Source organism: Bradyrhizobium genosp. SA-4 str. CB756, assembly GCF_000473125.1.
Classification (GTDB): Bacteria; Pseudomonadota; Alphaproteobacteria; order Rhizobiales; family Xanthobacteraceae; genus Bradyrhizobium; species Bradyrhizobium arachidis.
The window spans coordinates 9510281-9531210 of the sequence record NZ_KI421499.1 but is presented as its reverse complement, the minus strand read 5'-3'; the positions used below and the strand labels follow the sequence as shown (position 1 = coordinate 9531210).

Annotated in this window: 15 protein-coding genes; 6 read left to right on the top strand and 9 right to left on the bottom strand. The window is 66.1% G+C overall.

What is annotated here, in order from left to right:
* Positions 1-150: 150 nt before the first annotated feature.
* Positions 151-2481 (bottom strand): Tex family protein, encoded by a 2331-nt coding sequence (locus BRAGE_RS0146175; RefSeq protein ID WP_027563806.1) that lies wholly within the window; start codon positions 2479-2481, stop codon positions 151-153.
* Between the two features lie 416 nt (positions 2482-2897).
* Here BRAGE_RS0146175 and BRAGE_RS0146170 point away from each other — a divergent pair, with 416 nt between their 5' ends.
* Positions 2898-3998, top strand: coding sequence for a ring-opening amidohydrolase (locus BRAGE_RS0146170; RefSeq protein ID WP_027563805.1), 1101 nt, complete (start codon positions 2898-2900; stop codon positions 3996-3998).
* Between the two features lie 111 nt (positions 3999-4109).
* The gene (locus BRAGE_RS0146165; RefSeq protein ID WP_027563804.1) at positions 4110-5579 is read left to right on the top strand and encodes an amidase; all 1470 of its coding nucleotides are present in this window, start codon (positions 4110-4112) and stop codon (positions 5577-5579) included.
* 170 nt (positions 5580-5749) lie between these two features.
* Here BRAGE_RS0146165 and BRAGE_RS56340 read toward each other — a convergent pair whose 3' ends face one another.
* On the bottom strand, positions 5750-6061 hold the full coding sequence (locus tag BRAGE_RS56340; protein ID WP_027563803.1) for a hypothetical protein: 312 nt from the start codon (positions 6059-6061) through the stop codon (positions 5750-5752).
* Positions 6062-6195: 134 nt separating this feature from the next.
* Between BRAGE_RS56340 and BRAGE_RS0146155 the strand changes: the two genes are divergently transcribed.
* Together BRAGE_RS0146155 and BRAGE_RS0146150 are read left to right on the top strand one after the other, a co-directional pair.
* Entirely contained in the window at positions 6196-7104 is a 909-nt protein-coding gene (locus BRAGE_RS0146155; RefSeq protein ID WP_027563802.1) for a PaaI family thioesterase, read from the top strand.
* A gap of 68 nt (positions 7105-7172) precedes the next feature.
* A complete protein-coding gene (locus BRAGE_RS0146150) occupies positions 7173-7538 on the top strand; it encodes a hypothetical protein (RefSeq protein WP_027563801.1) in 366 nt (121 codons plus the stop codon).
* Here the strand turns inward: BRAGE_RS0146150 and poxB are convergent.
* The 3 genes from poxB to BRAGE_RS0146135 form a co-directional block, all read right to left on the bottom strand.
* A complete protein-coding gene (poxB, locus tag BRAGE_RS0146145) occupies positions 7535-9271 on the bottom strand; it encodes a ubiquinone-dependent pyruvate dehydrogenase (RefSeq protein WP_027563800.1) in 1737 nt (578 codons plus the stop codon). The genes BRAGE_RS0146150 and poxB overlap by 4 nt on opposite strands.
* A gap of 80 nt (positions 9272-9351) precedes the next feature.
* Entirely contained in the window at positions 9352-9984 is a 633-nt protein-coding gene (locus BRAGE_RS0146140) for a 2-dehydro-3-deoxy-6-phosphogalactonate aldolase (protein ID WP_027563799.1), read from the bottom strand.
* A gap of 13 nt (positions 9985-9997) precedes the next feature.
* Positions 9998-10912, bottom strand: coding sequence for a 2-dehydro-3-deoxygalactonokinase (locus tag BRAGE_RS0146135; RefSeq protein WP_027563798.1), 915 nt, complete (start codon positions 10910-10912; stop codon positions 9998-10000).
* 210 nt (positions 10913-11122) lie between these two features.
* On the opposite strand from BRAGE_RS0146135, the gene BRAGE_RS0146130 reads away from it, so the two are divergent.
* Together BRAGE_RS0146130 and BRAGE_RS0146125 are read left to right on the top strand one after the other, a co-directional pair.
* Positions 11123-12220 (top strand): LLM class flavin-dependent oxidoreductase, encoded by a 1098-nt coding sequence (locus BRAGE_RS0146130; RefSeq protein ID WP_027563797.1) that lies wholly within the window; start codon positions 11123-11125, stop codon positions 12218-12220.
* 57 nt (positions 12221-12277) lie between these two features.
* Positions 12278-12832, top strand: a complete 555-nt coding sequence (locus BRAGE_RS0146125) for a flavin reductase family protein (protein WP_027563796.1) — start codon at positions 12278-12280, stop codon at positions 12830-12832.
* 1 nt (position 12833) lies between these two features.
* On the opposite strand, the gene BRAGE_RS51440 is transcribed toward BRAGE_RS0146125, so the two are convergent.
* The 4 genes from BRAGE_RS51440 to BRAGE_RS0146105 form a co-directional block, all read right to left on the bottom strand.
* A complete protein-coding gene (locus tag BRAGE_RS51440) occupies positions 12834-14255 on the bottom strand; it encodes an FAD-binding protein (protein WP_084334920.1) in 1422 nt (473 codons plus the stop codon).
* A 134-nt stretch (positions 14256-14389) separates the two neighbouring features.
* Positions 14390-15277 carry a LysR family transcriptional regulator gene (locus BRAGE_RS0146115; RefSeq protein ID WP_027563795.1) on the bottom strand — a complete coding sequence of 296 codons (888 nt, stop codon included), beginning with the start codon at positions 15275-15277 and terminating at the stop codon, positions 14390-14392.
* 124 nt (positions 15278-15401) lie between these two features.
* Entirely contained in the window at positions 15402-17246 is a 1845-nt protein-coding gene (locus BRAGE_RS0146110; protein WP_027563794.1) for a sigma-54-dependent Fis family transcriptional regulator, read from the bottom strand.
* Positions 17247-17482: 236 nt separating this feature from the next.
* Positions 17483-20785, bottom strand: a complete 3303-nt coding sequence (locus BRAGE_RS0146105) for an acetyl-CoA carboxylase family protein (RefSeq protein WP_027563793.1) — start codon at positions 20783-20785, stop codon at positions 17483-17485.
* Positions 20786-20930 lie beyond the last annotated feature (145 nt).

Genomic DNA, 20930 nt, shown 5'->3' with positions numbered 1-20930 from the left:
TGCTGCCGCGAATTCGATTTAAGTTGAGGGCGCGGCGCGTAGGAGTCGGATGGACCATTGACCCGGCCGACAGTCTGCCTGCCCCTCACCCGGAATCCGCGCTGCGCGCGAATTCCGACCTCTCCCCGCAAAGCGGGGAGAGGTCAAGAGTCACGCCCGCTTGCCGTTGTTCTTTTCAGCAGCCCTGCGCATGGCTTCGGCGAGGGCGCCGCCGCCGGAGGATTCCTGCTTGCGCGGCGCCGACGAGGTCATGCGGCTCGTGTTGCGCGAGTTGTCGCGCTGCATGCCCGGCGCGTCCTTCTTGGTGCCGACCTCGTCGTCGAGGCGCAGAGTGAGCGAGATGCGCTTGCGGGCGACCTCGAAGTCCAGCACCTTCACCTTGACGATGTCGCCGGGCTTCACGACCTCGCGCGGATCCTTGATGTAGTTCCTGGACATCGCCGAGATGTGCACGAGGCCGTCCTGGTGCACGCCGATGTCGACGAAGGCGCCGAAGGCGGCGACGTTGGTCACGGTGCCCTCGAGGATCATTCCCTTCTGGAGATGCTTGATCTCCTCGACGCCTTCCTTGAACACCGCGGCCTTGAACGCCGGACGCGGGTCGCGGCCGGGTTTCTCAAGCTCGCGCAGAATGTCGGTGACGGTCGGCAGACCAAAGGTCTCGTCGACGAAATCCTTCGGCTTCAGCGTGCGCACGATCTCGCTAGAACCGATCAGCGCCTTGATGTCGCTCTTGGTGGCCGCGAGGATGCGGCGCACCACCGGATAGGCTTCCGGATGCACGCCAGAGGCATCGAGCGGGTCCTCGCCGCCGAGGATGCGCAGGAAGCCGGCGCACTGCTCGAACGCCTTCGGCCCGAGCCGCGGCACGTCCTTGAGCGCCTTGCGCGACTTGAACGGTCCGTTGGCGTCGCGATGCGCCACGATGCTCTGGGCAAGGCCGGAGCCAACACCCGATACGCGGGCGAGCAGCGGCGCCGAAGCCGTGTTGACGTCGACGCCGACCGCGTTCACGCAGTCTTCGACCACGGCATCGAGCGATTTGGCGAGCTTGGCCTGGCCGAGGTCATGCTGATATTGGCCGACGCCGATCGCCTTGGGCTCGATCTTGACGAGCTCGGCGAGCGGATCCTGCAGGCGGCGGGCGATCGAGACCGCACCGCGCAGGGTGACGTCGAGGCCGGGCAGTTCTTCCGAGGCGAAGGCCGAGGCCGAATAGACCGACGCGCCGGCTTCCGACACCACGATCTTGGACATCTTCAGCTCGGCAAGGCCCTTGACCAGCTCGGTCGCGAGCTTGTCGGTCTCGCGCGAGGCGGTGCCGTTGCCGATCGCGATCAGCTCGACGCGATGCTTCATCGCGAGCCGGCCGAGCGTCGCGAGCGACTCGTTCCACTGCCGCTGCGGCTCGTGCGGATAGATCGCGGTGGTATCGACCACCTTGCCGGTCGCATCGATCACGGCGACCTTGACGCCGGTGCGGTAGCCGGGATCGAGACCCATGGTGACGCGGGTGCCGGCGGGCGCCGCCAGCAACAGGTCGCGCAGGTTGGAGGCGAACACGCGGACGGCCTCGGTCTCGGCCGCGTTCCACAGCCGCATGCGCAGATCGATGTTGAGATGCACCTGGATCTTGGTGCGCCAGGCCCAGCGCACGGTGTCGATCAGCCAGCGGTCGCCGGCGCGCTTGAGGTCGGCGATGCCGAACCGCTTCATGATCTTCAATTCATAGGAGCCCGGAACGCCAGCGGGCGGCGCTTCCTCGGACTGGATCTGGAGGTCGAGGATCTCTTCCTTCTCGCCGCGGAACATCGCGAGGATGCGGTGCGACGGCAGCTTGGTCAGCGGCTCGGAGAAATCGAAATAGTCGGCGAACTTCTCGCCCTCGGTCTTCTTGCCGTCGCGCACCTTGGACGCCATGCGGGCATTGGTCCACACGTCTTCGCGCAAGGCGCCGATCAGGTCAGCGTCCTCGTCGAAGCGTTCGACCAGAATGGCGCGCGCGCCGTCGAGCGCAGCGGCGGCATCGGCAACGCCCTTCTCGGCGTTGATGAAGCCTTCGGCCACCACCTTCGGATCGTTGCCGGGCTCGGCGATCAGCTGATTGGCGAGCGGCTCGAGGCCAGCCTCCTTGGCGACTTCCGCCTTGGTGCGGCGCTTCGGCTTGAACGGCAGATAGATGTCTTCGAGGCGGGCCTTGCTGTCGGCGGCCATGATCGATGCTTCGAGCGCGGCATCGAGCTTGCCCTGCTCGCGCACCGACTCCAGAATGGCCTTGCGGCGATCCTCGAGCTCGCGCAGGTAGACCAGGCGCTCCTCCAGGGTGCGCAATTGCGCGTCGTCGAGCGCGCCGGTCGCTTCCTTGCGGTAGCGGGCGATGAAGGGAACCGTGGCGCCGCCGTCGAGTAGCGTCACCGCCGCCTCGACCTGCTCGGCCCGAACCCCAAGCTCCTGCGCAATCTTCTGGTTGATATTGGCCACGCGAGAATTCCCTCCAAGCACGCGACGCGAACCGAACCCGGCCGCGGGACGCCGCTTATGGACCAACCGGGGTTGATTCATCAAGGTACTGCGACAGACCGTCGACAAGGGATTTTTTTGCCAGACCGATGCGATCTCGCCACAATCGTGGGGATGTCGGCGGCTTCTCTCTTGCGTCGCGGCAGACCGAGATAGCCACCTCGTCATCCTGAGGTGCGAGGCATGGGACGCATAGCGTCCCATGCGGAGCCTCGAAGGATGAGCGGCCTGGATGCAGCCGGGCCGTCGCCCTTCGAGGCTCCCTTCGCTCGCACCTCAGGGTGACGGTGAGAGATGAACGCTTGCGGCTTGACATCAGCCCCGTGTTCCGCGCCTGTTTGATCTGCCGGACCACCGAACTCCACACGGGGACTATCATGCGGACAACAGCGGTCGGCGTCTTCAAGATCGCCACCAGGGGCCCGGGCGACGTCTCCGGCCTGATGGCCATGATCGTTTCAGGCGCGATCGATCCCACATCCATCCTCGCCATTCTCGGCAAGACCGAGGGCAATGGTGGCGTCAACGATTTTACCCGGGAATATGCCGTCGCCGCGCTGTGCACGGCATTGGCGCCAAAGCTCGGGCTGTCGTCAGAGGCAGTCGAGCAGCGCATCGCCTTCGTGATGTCCGGAGGCACCGAGGGCGTGCTCAGCCCGCATATCACGGTGTTCACACGCCGCGAGGCCGAGCGGCCGGCCGGCATGTCGGGCAAGCGGCTCAGCATCGGCATGGCGCACACGCGGGATTTCCTGCCCGAGGAGCTTGGCCGCTCCGCGCAGATCACGGAGACGGCCACGGCCGTGAAAGCCGCCATGGAGGATGCCGGCATCACCGATCCCACTGACGTTCATTTCGTCCAGATCAAATGCCCGCTGCTCACCAGCGAACGGGTCGAGGCGGCAAAAGCGCGCGGCAACAAGACGGCGACGACGAGCTCCTACAGCTCGATGGCCTATTCGCGCGGCGCCTCCGCGCTCGGAGTTGCGGTGGCGCTCGGCGAGATCGCTTCCGATATTCGCGATGAGGACGTGCTGCGACGCGACGATCTGTTCTCGAACGTCGCCTCGACCTCGTCAGGCATCGAGCTGATGCATAACGTCGTCATCGTGCTCGGCAACTCCGCGTCATCGGCGAGCACGTTCGAGATCGGGCATGCCGTGATGGACGACGCCATCGATGCTGCGGCGGTGATGTCGGCGCTGACGAGTGTCGGGCTTGGCACGACGCCGCAGCCGGGCCGCGAGCTCGTCAATGTCTTCGCCAAGGCCGAGGCCTCGCCCGATGGCAGCGTGCGCGGCGACCGCCACACCATGCTGGAAGACACCGACATCAGCTCGACACGTCACGCCCGCGCCGCGGTCGGCGGCCTGATCGCCGGCCTTGCCGGCACCGGCGCGGTCTATGTTTCCGGCGGCGCCGAGCACCAGGGGCCTGCGGGCGGCGGCCCGGTTGCGGTCATCGCACGCCTGTCTTAATGACGCGCCGACCTCTCCGCCCGGCGCAACCCTGCCCTTCGCGCCGGCTCGGTTGATTCACGCGGGCCCTTGCGAAAAAGGTGGCGCCCGCATCTTAGGGGATCTGACTTCATGACTTTGCCTATGAGCTGGAATGAATGGGCGCAGCACGATGGCGTCGCGCTGGCGGCGCGCGTCCGCAATGGCGAGCTGACGGCCAAGGAACTGGCGCGGCAAGCGGTCGCTGGCGTTGCCAAGGTCAATCCGGCGCTGTCGGGCGTGGTCGAGCTGTTCGAGGACGTGATCGCCGATCCCGCCAGGGACGGCGCCAATCTGTCCGGCCCGTTCGCCGGCCTGCCGTTCCTGATGAAGGATCTGGGACCGACCATGAAGGGCCGGCTCCAGGAGATGGGCTCGGTGTTGATGCGCGGCAATCGCGCCGCCGCCGACACGTTCCTCACCGGCAAGTTTCGCCAGGCGGGATTGAACCTGATCGGGCGCACCACGACGCCGGAATTCGGCGTATGCAGCTCGGCCGACAATCCCGCCGTCTATGTCACACGCAATCCCTGGAATACCGATTACACCACCTGCGGCTCGTCGGCGGGCAGTGCGGCGATGGTCGCGGCCGGCGTGGTGCCGATCGCGCATGCGACCGACGGCGGCGGCTCGATCCGCATTCCCGCCGGCGTCAACGGCAATATCGGCCTGAAAGTCTCGCGCGGTGTGTTCTCGCTCGCCCCGCACATGTCCGACCTCACCGGCCTTGTCTCGATCCAGGGCTGCCAGTCGCGCTCGGTGCGCGACACCGCCGCTTTCGTCGATCATGCGCGGGGACCTGCGCCCGGCGAGTTCATGCCGTTCTGGACCACGGCGCAACCCTATTCGGAGATGATCAAGCGCGATCCGGGCAAGCTCCGTATCGCGCTGTCCCACACCTGGGGCGATTACACCGCGACGCCGGAGATCGCCGCCGAGCTGGAAAAGACCGGCCGTTTCCTCGAAGGCCTCGGCCATCACGTCGACTACGCGCTGCCCGAGCTCGACTTCCGCGCCGCCTTCGCGGCACAGACCACCTGCTACATCAGCAATTTTGCCGTGGTGATCTCCAACATGCTCGCCGCGCGCGGGCTTGAAAAGCCGCCGGAAGATCTGATCGAGCCCATGAACATCCGCATCTGGGAAGCCGGCCGTCACACCAGCTTCGCCGAGCGGGCGAAGATGCAGGGCGTGTTCAACACCACCTCGCGCGGCTTCGGCGCGTTCTTCGAGCAGTGGGACGTGATCCTGACGCCGATCACCGCGCTGCCGACGCCGAAGGTCGGCACGAAGGAATATCTCACCATCTCCGACAATCCCGATGTGCTCGACTGGTTCGGCAATCTCTGGCGCTTCTTCGCCTTCACGCCGCTCGCCAATCTCTGCGGCATGCCCGCGATCTCGATGCCGATGGCGGCGCAAGACCACGGCCTGCCGCTCGGCATCCAGGCGATCGCCAAGCAGGCCAATGACGGCCTCTTGCTACAACTCGCCGCCCAGATCGAGCGTGCGCTCGACGGCAAGTGGAACGGCGGCAGGAAGCCGAAGGTGCATGTCGGCTGAGGCAGGCCCGTTCGTTTCGTAAGCCCCGCGCTTGCGGCCATCCTTCGAGACGCCCGTCGATGGCGGGCCCTCAGGATGCGGTCTGATTTCGCGGCGATATCTCAGACCCTCATGGTGAGGAGCGCCGCCTGGCGGCGCGTCTCGAACCGTGCGGGCCCACACGGCTGCCTTCAGTTCTTCACCGCCGGAATGTCCTCCGTGGGCTGCTGCTGACCCTGCTTGAACATCGCCAGCGCCTTGTCGAGCGCTTCACGCAAGGCAAGCGCTGCGGCGACGCTGCAACGCAGGTGCGCGGTCTGGACCACGTCGACCCTGACCGCGGCGCCGACCGGCATCAAGAGGTTCGCGGCGAGCTCGATCTGGATCGCGCCGTTGTGATGGCCGAAGCAGGAGGCGCCGTCGAAATAGATGATCGGCGCGCGCTCCGAGCTCGAGCTCGAAATGGTGACGGGCCCCTGAGCGGGCGTTTCGGGGTCGGTCATGGGCGCTCCTTGCGGCTGGTCGAACAAACGAAGCGCCCACCATCGTTGCTTCCGTCCGCCCTGTCGAGGCCCAACTGCCTCCGGCGACCTGTTCGGGTTTTGCACCGCGCCCGGCACTGGTCTAGAACATCGCCATGTCCACTCCACCGACCACGCTCCCCTTCGAGGAACTCGCCGAGGCGATCAAGGGCCGCCGTTCCGATTACGGCCATATCAGCGGGCTTCAGCTCGACCGCTTTGCGCCGGGCGAGGCCTGGTCCAGCCTGCCCTACCGGCCGGTCTTCGTCGGCGACACCGAGACCGGCGTGCTGCATGGCGGCGTGGTCACCGCGATGCTGGACGAGAGCTGCGGCATGGCCGTGCAACTCGCGCTCGACGGCACCCGTGCGATCGCAACCCTGGACTTGCGCATCGACTACCAGAAGCCGGCAACGCCGGGCCTCGACATCAAGGCGCATTCGGTCTGCTACCGCACCACGCGCTCGATCGCCTTCGTGCGCTCCACCGCCTACCAGGAGTCCGAGGACGATCCGGTCGCGACCGCGACCGCCTGCTTCATGATCGGCGCCAACCGCACCAACATGCTCGCCGACCGCAGGATGGATGCGCGCAACATCCCGACGCTGGAGGCGCCGGATGATCCGGACGGCCCGTTCGCGAGCAGCCCGTTCGCACGCTGCCTCGGCATCCGCATCAATGACGACGGCACGCTGACCATGCCGTTCTCGCCGAAAATCATCGGCAACCCGATCCTGCCCGCGATCCATGGCGGGATGACCGGCGCTTTTCTCGAGACCACCGCGATCGTCGGCGTGACGCGCGAGCTCGGCATCGCCGCGCTGCCCAAGCCGATCGGGCTCACCGTCAACTATCTGCGTTCCGGCCGCGCGCTCGACAGCATTGCCAATGTCTCGATCGTGAAACAAGGCCGCCGCATCGTCGCCTTCGAGGCGCGGGCCTGGCAGGACGATGGGGACAAGCCGATCGCGACCGCTTTCGGCCATTTCATGCTGCGCCCGACGCCCGGAAGTGACGAGGAATAGGCGTATTTTCCCTTGACGGCAGGGGGCCGGGCCACAACGATAGCGCGTTCCCTGCGAGAGGTATTGGGTTGCGGCATCCGCTCGACATCATCGCCATGTTCGCCGCGCTCTGGCTGCTGGCGGCGATGGTGCTCGACGCGTTGACGCCGAAAGAGCTGACGGCGGTGATGATCGGGATTGCGATCGGGCCCGCCATCGTCATTACCGCCGTGTTCTATTATCTGCGCTGCCCACGCACCGATTTTGCGGTGATGTTCGCGGCGCTCTGGCTGATCTCCGACGTCGCCATGGCGTTCATCTCGCCGACGCAGCTGCCGCATTTCCTGATCGCGCTCGGCTTCCTGCCGGCCTTGCTGATCGGCATCGTGCTGCACTGGCAGCGCTTCCAGCGCCGCCACGAGCGGCTGCCGGTGCCGTCAGTGAAGCGCGGTTAGCGCGGCAAGAGGTTCGTCTTCGCGAGGTCGAGCACCTCGTCGCCGCGGCCGTTCATCACCGCGCGCAGCACCCACAGGCTGAAGCCCTTGACCTGCTCGGCTGTGATGGTCGGCGGCATCGACAGCTCCTGCTTGGCGGTGACGACGTCGAGCAGCGCCGGCCCGTTGTGGGCCAGCATCTCCTTCATCGCGCCCGGCAGCTCGCCGGGATCCTCGACGCGCTTGGCAAAGATGCCCATCGCGCGCGCCATCGCGGCGAAATCAGGATTTTCCAGATCGACATTGGTGTCGACAAAGCCGGCCGCCTTCATCTCCAGCGCGACGAAGCCGAGCACGCCATTGTTGAAGACGACGACCTTCACCGGCAGCTTCATCTGCGTCAGCGTGATGAGGTCGCCCATCAGCATGGTGAAGCCGCCGTCGCCGGAAAGCGAGATGACCTGGCGGCCGGGCTGCGCGGCCTGCGCGCCGATCGCCTGCGGCATGGCATTGGCCATCGAGCCGTGCACGAACGAGCCGATCAGCCGGCGGCGGCCGTTCATGTCGAGATAGCGCGCGGCCCACACCGTGGGCGTGCCGACATCGGCGGTGAACACGGCATCGTCGGACGCGTGGTCGCTGATGACCTTGGCCAGATACTGCGGATGGATCGGTTTGCTGCCGGGCGTGCCCTTGGCGAGCGAGTCGAGACCCTCACGCGCCTTCTTGTAGTGCGCGATGGCATCGTCGAGATGCCTGCGCTGCGTCTTGGACTTGAGCAGCGGCAGCAGCGCCTCGATGGTCAGCTTGACGTCGCCGACGAGGCCGAGATCGATCCTGCACCGCCGTCCCAGATTTTCCGGGCGGATGTCGATCTGCGCGACCTTCGCATCAACAGGGAAGAACTGCTTGTAGGGAAAGTCGGTGCCGAGCATCACCAGCGCGTCGCAGGCGTGCATGGCGGCATAGCCCGAGGAGAAGCCGATGAATCCGGTCATGCCGACATCGTAAGGGTTGTCGTATTCGACATGCTCCTTGCCGCCGAGCGCATGCACGATCGGGCTCTTCAGCGTTTCGGCCAGTTGCATCAGCGGTGCGTGCGCGCCGGCGCAGCCGCGGCCGCAGAACAGCGTGATGCGCTCGGCGCGGTTGAGGAGATCGGCGAGCGCCTTCAGCTCATCCGCCTGCGGCACGATCTTCGGTGCGGATAACGCGAGGCCACGTGTCGTCGACAGTGCGCGCTTCGGCGGCGAGCGGAAGGCGACGTCGCCGGGCATCGCCACGACGGCGACGCCGCGCAGACCGACCGCCGCGCGAATCGCGTTCTCCAGCACATAAGGAAGCTGGCTCGAATCAGAGACCAGCTCGCAGTAGTGACTGCATTCGCGAAAGAGGTTTTGCGGATGTGTCTCCTGGAAATAGCCGCCGCCGATCTCGGCGGTCGGGATCTGCGCCGCGATCGCCAGCACGGGAACGCGGCTGCGATGGGCATCGAACAGGCCGTTGATCAGATGCAGATTGCCCGGGCCGCAGGAACCCGCGCAGACCGCGAGGCTTCCCGTCATCTCGGCTTCGCCGGCAGCGGCGAAGGCTGCAACCTCCTCGTGCCGGACATGGATCCACTCGATGGTGCCGCGGCGGCGCAGCGCCTCGGTCAAGGCGTTCAGGCTGTCGCCGACGATGCCATAGATGCGTTTGACGCCGGCCTGCTCGAGCGTTCCCACGAACAGATCGGCCACGTTGTTGATCGCCATGTCGGTCTCCTGATCTCGCCGGTAGAGCAAGATAGGATAACGCGCGACCGTGACGGCATCACGGCTTGTTTATTGCGCGCTCAGTCTTTCGCAATCGCCCGATCATAGGCCACAATCGTCGCCTTCGCCCGCACCGCGACATCGGCGGCCGACATGCCGGGCTTGTAGAGGCTCGAACCCAGCCCGAACGCCGTCACGCCGCCCTTGATGTATTCGGCAAAATTCTGGTCGGAGACGCCGCCGACAGCGGCAATCATCACGCCCGCGGGCAACACGGCGCGGATCGCGGCGATCCCGGATGCGCCGAGCACGCTGGCCGGAAAGAATTTCAGGCCCGATGCGCCGGAGCGCGCCGCGAGCAGCGCTTCCGTCGGCGAGAACACGCCGGGCAGGGTCACCATGCCGTGCTGATGCGCGCGCGCAAGCACGTCAGTATCGACATTGGGCGAGACCATCAGCTTGCCGCCGGCATCGTTGAGGCGGTCGACATCTGCGGCGGTCAGCACCGTCCCGGCGCCGATCAGCACGCCAGCCGGCGCCTGCTTCACCGCAACGCCGATCGAACGGAACGGATCGGGCGAGTTCAAGGGAATCTCGATCGCGGTCATGCCGGCCTCGATCAGCACGCCGACGATGGCCTCGGTCTCCTCCCGCTTGACGCCGCGCAGGATCGCGACCAGCGGACGCTTCATCGATGGAAAAGGAACGCTCATCTCAAAAATCCCTCTATTTCGTCCAGATCGCCGCAGCGGCCATCGACAGACCGCGGCGGACCGCTTCGTCGGCATCGACCGGCTGCACGGCGACCGCCAGCGCATCGAAAGCGTGGCGATACAACGTCGCGAGCCGCCCCGAGGCAATCAGCGTAATGCCCGCTTTTGGCAACGCTCCGGAGAGCCCTGCCGCGAGCTCGGCGCCGATCAACGTGCCCGACAGCGTCTCGCGCGCCGCAGCCGGCGTACCGCCGAACAGCAACTGCCGCGACCGCGCGGTGAATAGCAAATTGGCGGCGAAGGCCGGCGCGTCGTACGCAGCCTTCACGGCCGCTTTGAAGCTCGCGATATCTTCGGCCTCATCGGCACCGGCCACCGCGAGCGACAAGATCGTCTCGCGCGAAATGACGCTGAAGAGCTCCCCGGTCATGAAGGTGGAAAAGCGAGCGACCGTACCGTCCTTCACCCGCACCCATTTCGAATGGGTGCCGGGCATGCAGACCAGCGCCTCGCTGGCGGCATCGAGGCCAAGCGCGCCAAGCAGCTGCGTCTCCTCGCCGCGCATCACGTCCGGCGCGCTGGCGTCGCGCTGCGCGATGCCCGGTAGAATGCGGATGTCGCGCGCCTCAGCCGGCACACGCGCGGCCTGCTTCAGGATGGCGGCGAGCGGCGCCGGCGTGTCGACGTAGCCGGCCTCGACCCAGCCGGTTTTTGCGCCGGCCATGCCGCAGACGAGAACGGGCAGAGGATCGGGCGCCTCGACTGCGCGGAGATGCGACTGCAGCACGGCGGAGAAGCCAGCCTTCGCCGCCGTCAGCATGCCCTCGCCGCTGCGGCGCTCGGCCAGAACCTGGCCGGTGCGATCAACCAGCCACAGGCGAAAACTGCTGGTGCCCCAGTCCACCGCGACAAAAGCGGGTTCGGTCATCGTGTCCTCGTCTCACAGGCAAGACGGCGTCTCGCGACAATGAGACGGCGCTTTGCAAATCTGCCTCGGGATATCGGCTATTGCGGCCGCAAACCAGCCTTTTCTCGCAAGTCCGAGGGCGAGCCGCGCTGGCACACGCCTTGCTGAAGCCTCTCCACTCACGTCCGTGAACCGCGCAGCAAGACGCGTCAACATCAGATGAGGAAACCCATGGAGATCGGCTATTTCACGATGCCTTCGCATCCGCCGGAGTGCGGTCTGAAGGAAGGGAACGACTGGGACCTGCAAGTCATGCGCTGGCTCGACGAGCTCGGCTATCAGGAGGCCTGGGTCGGCGAACACCACACCGCGCCCTGGGAACCCAATCCCACGCCGGACCTCCTGATCGCGCAGGCCTTGATGCAGACCAAGCGCCTGCGCATCGGGCCGGGCGGCTTCCTGCTGCCCTATCACCACCCGGCCGAGCTCGCCAACCGCGTCGCGATGCTCGACCATATGTCCGAGGGCCGGCTCAATTTCGGCGTCGCGGCGAGCGGCCTGCCGAGCGACTGGGCGATGTTCAACGTCGACGGCATGAGCGGTCAGAACCGCGACATGACGCGCGAGGCGTTGGAGATCATCCTGAAGCTCTGGAGTGAGCCGGCGCCGTTCACCCACAAGGGCAAATACTGGACGGTGACCAAGCCGGACACGATGTTCGACTTCCTCAAGCCCCACATCAAGCCGCTGCAGGCGCCGCATCCGCCGATCGGCGTTGCCGGGCTATCGAAGAACTCAGACACCTTGAAGCTCGCAGGTGAGCGCGGCTTCATCCCGATGAGCCTCAATCTCAACCCGGCCTATGTCGGCAGCCATTGGGACTCGGTCGAGATCGGCGCCGCCAAGACCGGCCGCAAGCCGAACCGGCAGGACTGGCGCCTGGTGCGTGAGGTGTTCGTTGCCGATACCGACGAGGAGGCCTGGAAGCTGTCGACCGGCGACATGATGGGCCGGATGATGCATGAGTACTTCCTGCCACTGCTCGGCCATTTCGGCTTCAAGGACTACCTCAAGCACGCGCCCGACGTGCCCGACAGCGACGTCACGGTCGAATATTGCGCCAAACGGAACTGGATCGTCGGCTCGCCCGCGACCGTCGCCGAGAAGATCGAGAAGATCTACGACGAGGTCGGCGGCTTCGGCGTGCTCTTGGTGTTCGGCTTCGACTACAAGCACAAGGCCGAAGCCTGGCACCATTCGCTCTCGCTGCTCAAGAACGAGGTGATGCCGCGCCTGACGCATCTCGGCTCCGCGAAGAAGGCAGCTTGACCCAATACGGGTGCGGCGCGATCCTGCCGCACCCGCTTTCATTTCGGAGATTTCCGCGTGAGCGTCGACGCGAAGGATTTCAAGCAGGCGATGCGCCAGTGCGCCGGCGCCGTGGCGCTGGTCACGGTCGGCGCCGAGCACGGCAAGCGCACGGGTTTGACGGTGACCTCGGCCTGCTCACTGTCCGACAATCCGCCCTCGCTGATCGTGTGCGTCAACCGCAATGCCAGTGCGCATACGCGCATCCGCGAGGAAGGCGCCTTCGCGATCAACTTCCTGCACGAGGATCACGCGATGCTGGCGCTGACCTTCAGCGGCCAGAAGGGCGTCAACGGCGACGACCGGTTTGCGTTCGGGCAGTGGACGCGCGGCGCAACCGGCGCGCCGGTATTGACCGACGCGGTCGCAGCCTTCGACTGCGTGCTGGCGCAGGAATTCGAAACCAGGACGCATTCGATCTTCGTCGGCGAGGTGCGCGGCGTGTCCCATTCGGATGCCGCGAAGCCACTGGTGTATCTGCGCGGCCATTTTCATACGCCGCAGGAGATGCGCGAGACGGTCGCGCTCGGCGACCTCGATGCGCGGCATCTCAGCTGGACGGATTTCTCCTGATCTAGAACAGATCATAGCCGGGCGTGAGGATGCCGTCCGGGTCGTGACGACGCCTAGCCTCGCGCAGCAGCGGCCATCTCGCGCCGAAATGGTCGGCCCAGTCCTGCGACGACATGGCGAGTGCGCTCACCGGATACAGCATGCCGCCTGCCTCGCGAATGCGATCGTACAGTGTGCGGTTGCGGACGACCTGCCGGTCCGCATTCGCCTTGTCGGCCGTTACAGGGATGCGGATGAGATTGAACGGGACGACGACGCGCTCGTCAGGCAATCGAAGCAAGGGTGTCCGGCATGCATCCTTGAACATCGGATAGTAAGTGATCCGTCCGAACGGGCCGAGATCATCGCTGTTCAGTTCAGCAATGACCTCGCTTGCGACCTCCAGCGCGTTGCTGCCGCGCAAGTATGTCAGCAGCCAGGGGTGCGGATTGAACCATTGGCCGTTCGACCGCAGCAGCTTCTCGAGCTTGGCGAATACGTTGGCGTCCTCCCCGAAGCCAAGGTCCGAGACGGTCTCGCGCTTGTCGGCGAGGCCCGCGAGCAAAACCTTGTCGTCGGGGGGCGTGCTGTTGTCGTAGAAGACGCCCGCTTCGAGTTGATAGCGCCAGCCGCCGGCGCTATCAGGCACGACAGCGCCCTGCAACTGATCGAAACGTCGCTCGTCCAGAGCGCGCCGCTGATCGGCGGTCAGCGAGGCAAGATCGGGATAGGACAGCAGATAACGCCTGACACGTTCGGGCGCACGCATCAATCGAAGCGTCGCCCGCGTGATGATCGCGCACTGCGACAGCCCGGCCCGAACGGCGTCGAACAGCTCGGCATGCGCAGTCGGCGAGCAGGTCAGCTCCACGCCTTCGCCGGTGACGACATCGAGCTCCAGAACCTGATCGGTCTGGAGACCATGCCGGGACGATGATCCGCCGATTCCACCGACGGCAAGCGTGCCGCCGACGGACAGGCCGAGATAGTTTGTCAACACCGGAGGTGTGAGCCCCTTGGCCAGCGTCGTATCCAGCACATCGTGCCAGGTCGCGCCGGCATCGACCACGACGCGATCGGGCTCGATCCGGTGGATCGCGGCCAGCGCTCCAAGGTCCATCACGATGCCGTCCTCGGCCATGGCCCTGCCGTAGGTCGCGTGGCCCTGCCCGCGCGCCGCGACCTTCAGGCCCTGCTCGCGCGCCCAGCGCAGAATGTCGACGACCTCGCCGCTGGTCGCGGGTTTGCAGATGGCCCGCGGCCGCCTCTGAACGATGTGGCCGAAATCCTGCGCGGCCGCCGCGCAGGATTCCGAATCGTCCGCGAGCAGGAACTTCGGCGGCTGCGGGTCGCGTGCGCCAGACTGTCCGGCGAGGGTGGCGGAAGCCAGCGTCGCGGTGACGCTGACGCCGGCGTGCAAGAGTGTCCGTCGATTGGGAGCCATGGAGCAGTCCTTTGCGCCTCGCGGGGCGGATATGCGCCCCGCTTCAAGCTGCGATCGACGGCAGGTCAGGACAACCGGCGCCTCGCGGGATAGACATTCCCGCCAAATGGTAGAAATGCGTTCCCGGACGCGGCTCAAAGCCGCTCGTGCTTCAGCCTTTCCACCAGCAGATCGACGAAGAGATGCGTCTTGGCCGGCGGTATCGCGCTCGGAGGGAACACGGCGCGCACGGGCGTTCGCGCGGCCTCGAACGCCTCCAGCACGATTTCGAGCGCGCCCTGATCGACGAGATCGCGGATCTGCCAGAACGGGCCATATCCGACACCGAGGCCATGACGGGCGGCCGCATGCGCAGCCGTCATATTGTCGGTGTGAAAGCGGCCGTTCACCTGCACGATCGCCGCGCTGCCGTCGATCTGAAACCGCCATGCATCCGCTTCGCCGCGATTGATCTTGCGCAGGATGCATTGATGCCTGGCGAGATCGTTCGGATGATGCGGGCGGCCATGGCGCGCAAAATAATCGGGCGCGCCGTAGACGACCGTGCGCAGCTCGCCCAGCCGCCGGGTCTTCAGCGAGGAGTCCGGCAATTCCCTGATCCGCACGGCGAGATCAAAGCCATCGCCGACGACATCGACAGGCCGGTCGGACATGTTGACGTCGACTTCGATCTGCGGGAAGCGCGCCATGAACTCGGCGATCACGGGCACCACATGGGTCGATCCGAACAGGACCGGTGCTGCGACCTTGAGCAGTCCCGACGGCTCGACGCGCCGGTTCGCGGCTTCGAGCCGCGCTTCGGTGATTTCCGCAAAGGCCGGCTTGACGCGGCGATAGAACGCCAGACCCGCTTCGGTCGCCACCGATTGCCGCGTGGTTCGCCGAACCAGTTCCACACCGACACTGCGTTCCAGCGCGGCGAGTACGCGGTTCACCGATTGCAACGACCGACCCAATTGCCGCGCGGCGGCCGTCTGGCTTCCCGCCTCGATGACCGCCAGGAAGACCTCGATCTCCTCCATCGAATGCGCTCCTCTCTCGAACTCTCGGGAATGTATGTTCGCGGCGGCGCGTTTGCCGCCTGATCCGGGAGAGCAGATCAAGGGCCGGGCGGCGTCAGGGTTCCGGCAGGAGCCCCCTTGCTCGTTAGATCTTCAATTGCTTGATCTTGCGATAGAGCGTGGCGCGGCTGAGTTTGAGCGCGCGCGCTGCTTCAGTGACGCGGCCACCGTGCTGCCGCAGGGCCTCGACGATGGTGGCGCGCTCGGCCACTTCGAGAGCAGGCTCCGCGGTCCTTCCACCGAACGGCGGCAGATCGAGATCGGCATCCGTGATGATGCCGTCCTCCGCCGTGCAGCCCGCAAGCCGTAGCACATGGCGGAGCTGACGCATGTTGCCGGGGTAGGAATACGCTGTGAGCAACAACCAGGCTTCGTCCGACAGGCGGCAATTCGGCGCTTCCTCGCGCGCGATCTGGCGAATGATGTCGTCCCGGTCGGCGCGATCACGTAAGGCCGGCAGCCGCACCTCCATGCCGCGCAGGCGGAAATAAAGATCGGGACGGAAGGCCCCCTCTTCCGCCATGCGGCCGAGATCGCGATGGGTGGCGCTGATCAGGCGGATGTCGACCGGCACCGGCCTGCGCGCGCCGAGCGGCCAGACCTCGCGATTCTCCAACACGCGCAGCAGGCGCGTCTGCAGCGCGATCGGCATGTCGCCGATCTCGTCGAGGAAGAGCGTGCCGCCGTCGGCTTGCACGATCAGGCCCTTCGACCCCTCGCGCCGCGCGCCGGTGAAGGCGCCGGCCTCGTAGCCGAACAGCTCGGCGTCGATCAGGCTCTCCGGCATCGCCGCGCAGTTCAGCGCAACGTAATTGTTGCGCGCGCGGTTGCTGGCGGCGTGAATGGCGCGCGCGAACACGTCCTTGCCGACGCCGGTCTCGCCATGCAACAGCACCGGCAGATTGTGATCGCCGATGCTCCTCAAGCGCTTGACGCTCTTGACGAGGCCTGGATCCCGGCCGGCGAGCCGGTGCAGCGCGTCGAAGCGATCCGCGGGCGCATCGCGGCGCGGAACGGGCGACCTTGCACGCAGCGGCGGCGCGATGTGGCCCTGGCCCAATGCACGGCCGTCGGCGCGGCGCAGCTCGACGAGTTCGTCCTTGTTACGCGCGGCGTGATGATCGAACTTGACGTAGCGCGACAGATCGATGCCGGATGCGATCATGCCGTCGGTGAGGCCGAGCAGCGCACGCGCCGAGCGGCAGGCGCCGACGACGCGGCGGTCGTCGTCATAGGCGATGAGACCGCTGCCGCCATCACCCGGCACGGTCGCGATCCACGCGTTGCGGAAATGACCGCGGAAGATCGCGCCCTCCATCCGCCGCGTCGCCTCCATCGTCACCGCCAGCGCCAGCTGATGCGCGGCGCGCTCGAGGTCCTCGCGGCAGGAGGTGATGTTGATGGCGCCGGCGAGACGGCCGGCCTGGTCGAACAGCGGCGCCACCGCGCAGGAGAACATGTGCCATTGCGCACGGAAATGTTCGTCGCGATGCACCAGGATCGGCTTCTGTTCCGCAAGCGCGGTGCCGAGCCCGTTGGTGCCCTCGAACGTCTCGGCGAAGTTCGAACCGGTGTAGATCTTCCAGTCCAGGAACATCTTCGCGTCGGCCTCGCCGGGCAGGCGGCTGAACAGCATGGTCGCATTCGCGTCAGCCAGGTTGACGCAGTAGCCGGCGTCGCGCAGCACGCGGGCGAGATCGTCGAGCTCGGGCGTTGCGAGCCTGATCACCTCTTCCATGGGTTCTGCGACGTGACGGATCTCTGCCTCGGTCAGCGTCTGCGGCGGGCCTTGGCGGGCGGGATCGAGCTTGTGGCTGATCAGACAGCGCCGCCAGGAATTGGCGATGCGCGAGGAGGCATCGACGTCGGCCACATGATTGGCGACGGACAGAACACGGGCGACATGGTTCGAGGCCGACAGGCTGGCCATCGCGGACGTCTCCACCCTGTATTATTGTGCAAAGTCTGGCAGCACGGGCGGGGATGTCAATCGGTCAATCGGGAACCGGGAACACAAGCACGGCGCGCTGTCTCCAGTTGTCATTCCGGGGCGATGCGAAGCATCGAACCCGGGATCTCGAGATTCTCAGGTGCGCAATTGCGCACCGGAGTTCGGCTCTCCGGGCCGCCCCGAAATGACCCCGCATTGCAATTGCTGCACCGCGCTCACCACGTGTCGATGCAGGGCCGCTTCTTCTCCGTCCTCGCCGGCGGCTTCGGCACGGAGCGCAGGCCGGCCATGATCCAGCGCCGCGTCTCCGCGGGGTCGATGACGTTGTCGATCTCGAACACCGAAGCGATCGAGACCGCCTTGCCGTTGGCATAGAGCTCGGCGACCTTGTTCCGATAATAGGTCTCGCGCTCCTCGGGGTCGGCGATCGCCTCCATCTCCTTTCGGAAGCCGAGGCGGACATAGCCTTCGAGGCCCATGCCGCCGAACTCGCCGGTCGGCCAGGCCGCGGTGAAGAAGGAGGCGTGGAAGCCGCCGCCGATCATCGACTGCGCCCCTAAGCCATAGCCCTTGCGCAGCACGATGCCGAACAAGGGCACGGTGAGGCTCGCGCCGGTCACGAACATGCGCGAGACGTGACGGACGATCGCGGTCTTCTCGGCCTCGGGCCCGACCATGAATCCGGGCGTGTCGCAGAGCGACACGATCGGCAGGTCGAAGGCATCGCAGAGCTGGAGGAAGCGGGCGGCCTTGTCGCCGGCATCGGCATCGATGGCGCCACCGAGATGGCGCGGATTGTTGGCGATCAGGCCGAACGGCTCGCCTTCGATCCGGATCAGCGCGGTGATCATGCCGACGCCGTAGTCGCGGCGCAGCTCCAGCACGGAATCTTTGTCGGCGACGAGATCGATCACGTTGCGGATGTCGTAGACGCGCAGGCGGTTCTCAGGAATCGCGCGACGGAGCAGGCGCTGGTCGGCGGCTTCCCAGTCCTGCACCGCACCCTGGAAATAGGACAGATACTTTTGCGCAACCCGCGTCGCCTCCTCCTCGTCCTCGACCAGGATGTCGATGACGCCGTTCGGCGACTGGAATGAAACCGGGCCGACCTCGGCCGGGTGATAGACACCGAGCCCGCCGCCCTCGATCATCGCCGGGCCGCCCATGCCAATTGACGCATTCTTGGTAGCGATGATGACATCGCAGCAGCCGAGCATCGCCGCGTTGCCGGCGAAGCAATAGCCGGAGACGACGCCGATGACGGGCACAAGGCCGGAGAGCCTTGCAAACTGCACGAAGGACGGGCCGTCGAGGCCGGTCATGCCGAGCCGGTCGGTGTCGCCGGGCCGACCACCGCCGCCTTCCGCGTAAAACACCAGCGGCACGCGCCAGTCTTCCGCCAGCGTCAGCATGCGGTCGATCTTCTTGTGGTTCATGTGGCCCTGCGTGCCCGCAAGCACGGTGTAGTCATAGGCCACGACGATACAGCGCGCACCGTCGGGTCCGAACTTCTCGGCATTCACCGTGGCAACGCCCATCACGAGGCCGTCCGCCGGCGTGTTCTTGATGAGATCGTCGAGCTTGCGACGGCGGCGCTGGGCGGCGATCGCAAGGCTGCCATATTCCATGAACGAGCCTTCGTCCACGAGCTGGGCAACATTCTCGCGCGCGGTGCGCTGGTTGGTGTTGCGGCGGCGCTCGACCGAGGCCGGGCGGTTGGCATCGAGCGTGTTGGCCTGGCGCGCGATCAGCTCGGCGAGGTCAGGACGGATGTGGTCGAGATCGATGTCGGCTTCCGCCGCCGTGCTGTCAGCCGCGACGTCGAGCGGCTCCAGATACATGATCGGTTCGCCATGCATCAGCGTGACGCCGTCGCCGGCGACGAGTTTTGTCACCCGCCCGCCCTGTTCGGCCATGACCAGATGCTCCATCTTCATGGACTCGATCACGGCGAGCTGCTGACCGGGCCGCACGATCTCGCCTTCTTTCACTTGGATGGTGACGATGGTGCCCTGCAAGGGCGCTGCGACCATCACCGCGCCTTCGGGCACGACTTGCGCGATATGCGCTTCCGCGCAGTGATCGCCGCGCTCCGTCGCCGTGAAGTAGAGCGGCTTGGCCGCCCCGTCCGCTGCCTCGACCAGCTTCGCAACGTTGCGGTCGATGAAATCGGTCGCGATGCGGTTGGTCCTGAAATCAGGATGGGCCAGCACGGCCTGAAGGAAGGCGATGTTGGTGACGACGCCGTCGATCCGGAACTCGCGCAGGGTGCGCGAGGCTTTGGCCACCACGTCATGCCAGGCTTCGCCCGGCGTATGCACGATGACTTTTGCAAGCAGCGAGTCGAAGGCCGCGCTGGTCTTGTAGCCGGCGTAACCAAAGCTATCGACGCGAACACCGGGCCCCGACGGCGGCTCGAACACCGCGAGCACGCCGCCGGTCGGATGCGTCGCGCCGGTCTCGTCCAGCGTCTCCATGTTGATACGGAGCTGCATCGCATAGCCGCGCGGCTTCGGGATCGAACCCTGCGCCATACCGAGCGAGGCCAGCGTTGCGCCTGCCGCGACCGCGAGCTGGGCGCGGACGAGATCGAGGCCGAGCACCTCTTCCGTCACGGTGTGCTCGACCTGGAGACGTGGATTGGCTTCGATGAAGGCAAAGCTGTCCTCGGCGGTGTCGTCGACCAGGAACTCGAACGTACCGAGATTGTCATACGAGGCCGCAGCCGCAAGCTGCTTCGCCGCCTCGATGATACGGCCGCGCAAGCCGTCGCTGAGCGACGGGCTCGGCGCCACCTCGATCAGCTTCTGGTGCCGGCGCTGGATGGTGCATTCGCGCTCCCAGAGATGGGAGATCGCGCCGTGCTTGTCGCCGATGATCTGCACCTCGATATGGCGCGCCTGCCGGATCAGCCGCTCGGCATAGACGCCGTCGAAACCGAACGCGGCCTTGGCCTCGGACTGGCAGCGCGCATAGGCCTCCGCCAGATCAGCAGCCTTCTCCACCACGCGCATGCCGCGGCCACCGCCGCCGGCCATCGCCTTGATCACGATCGCGGCGCCCTTGCCGAGCGATTCGAAGAAGGCCGTGATCTCCTCCAGCGACGACGGGCCACTGGTGCCGGCGATGATCGGCACGCCGCAGCGTTTTGCCAGTTGCCGCGCCGCGACCTTGTCGCCGAAAAGCTCCAGCGCGGCCGGCTTGGGTCCGACAAAGGCAATGCCCGCGTCAGCGCAGGCTTTTGCGAACGCCGCATTCTCGCTGAGGAAGCCGTAGCCGGGATGAACGGCATCGCAGCCCGCGCTCTTCGCCGCCTTCACGACAGCGTCGATATCGAGATAGGCCCTTGCGCCGCGGCCGGGAATTTCGACCGCCTCGTCGGCGACGCGCACATGCAGCGACAGCGCATCGTCAGCGGGGTGGATCGCAACCGTCGTGATGCCGGCATCGGCCGCCGCGCGCGCGATGCGGATGGCGATCTCGCCGCGGTTGGCGACCAGGAGTTTCTTGAACGACATGCGGCGTCTCCATGCCCGCACAGGCTGCGGGTCGGCAGGTTCGATGATCCTGCTTCTTCACTTTAGCCGCAGCCGTCAAGGGTGGGAAAGCCGGTCGCGATGACCGGTCCCGCGGGCCGGAATATCAATGGCCCGCATGCGCCGC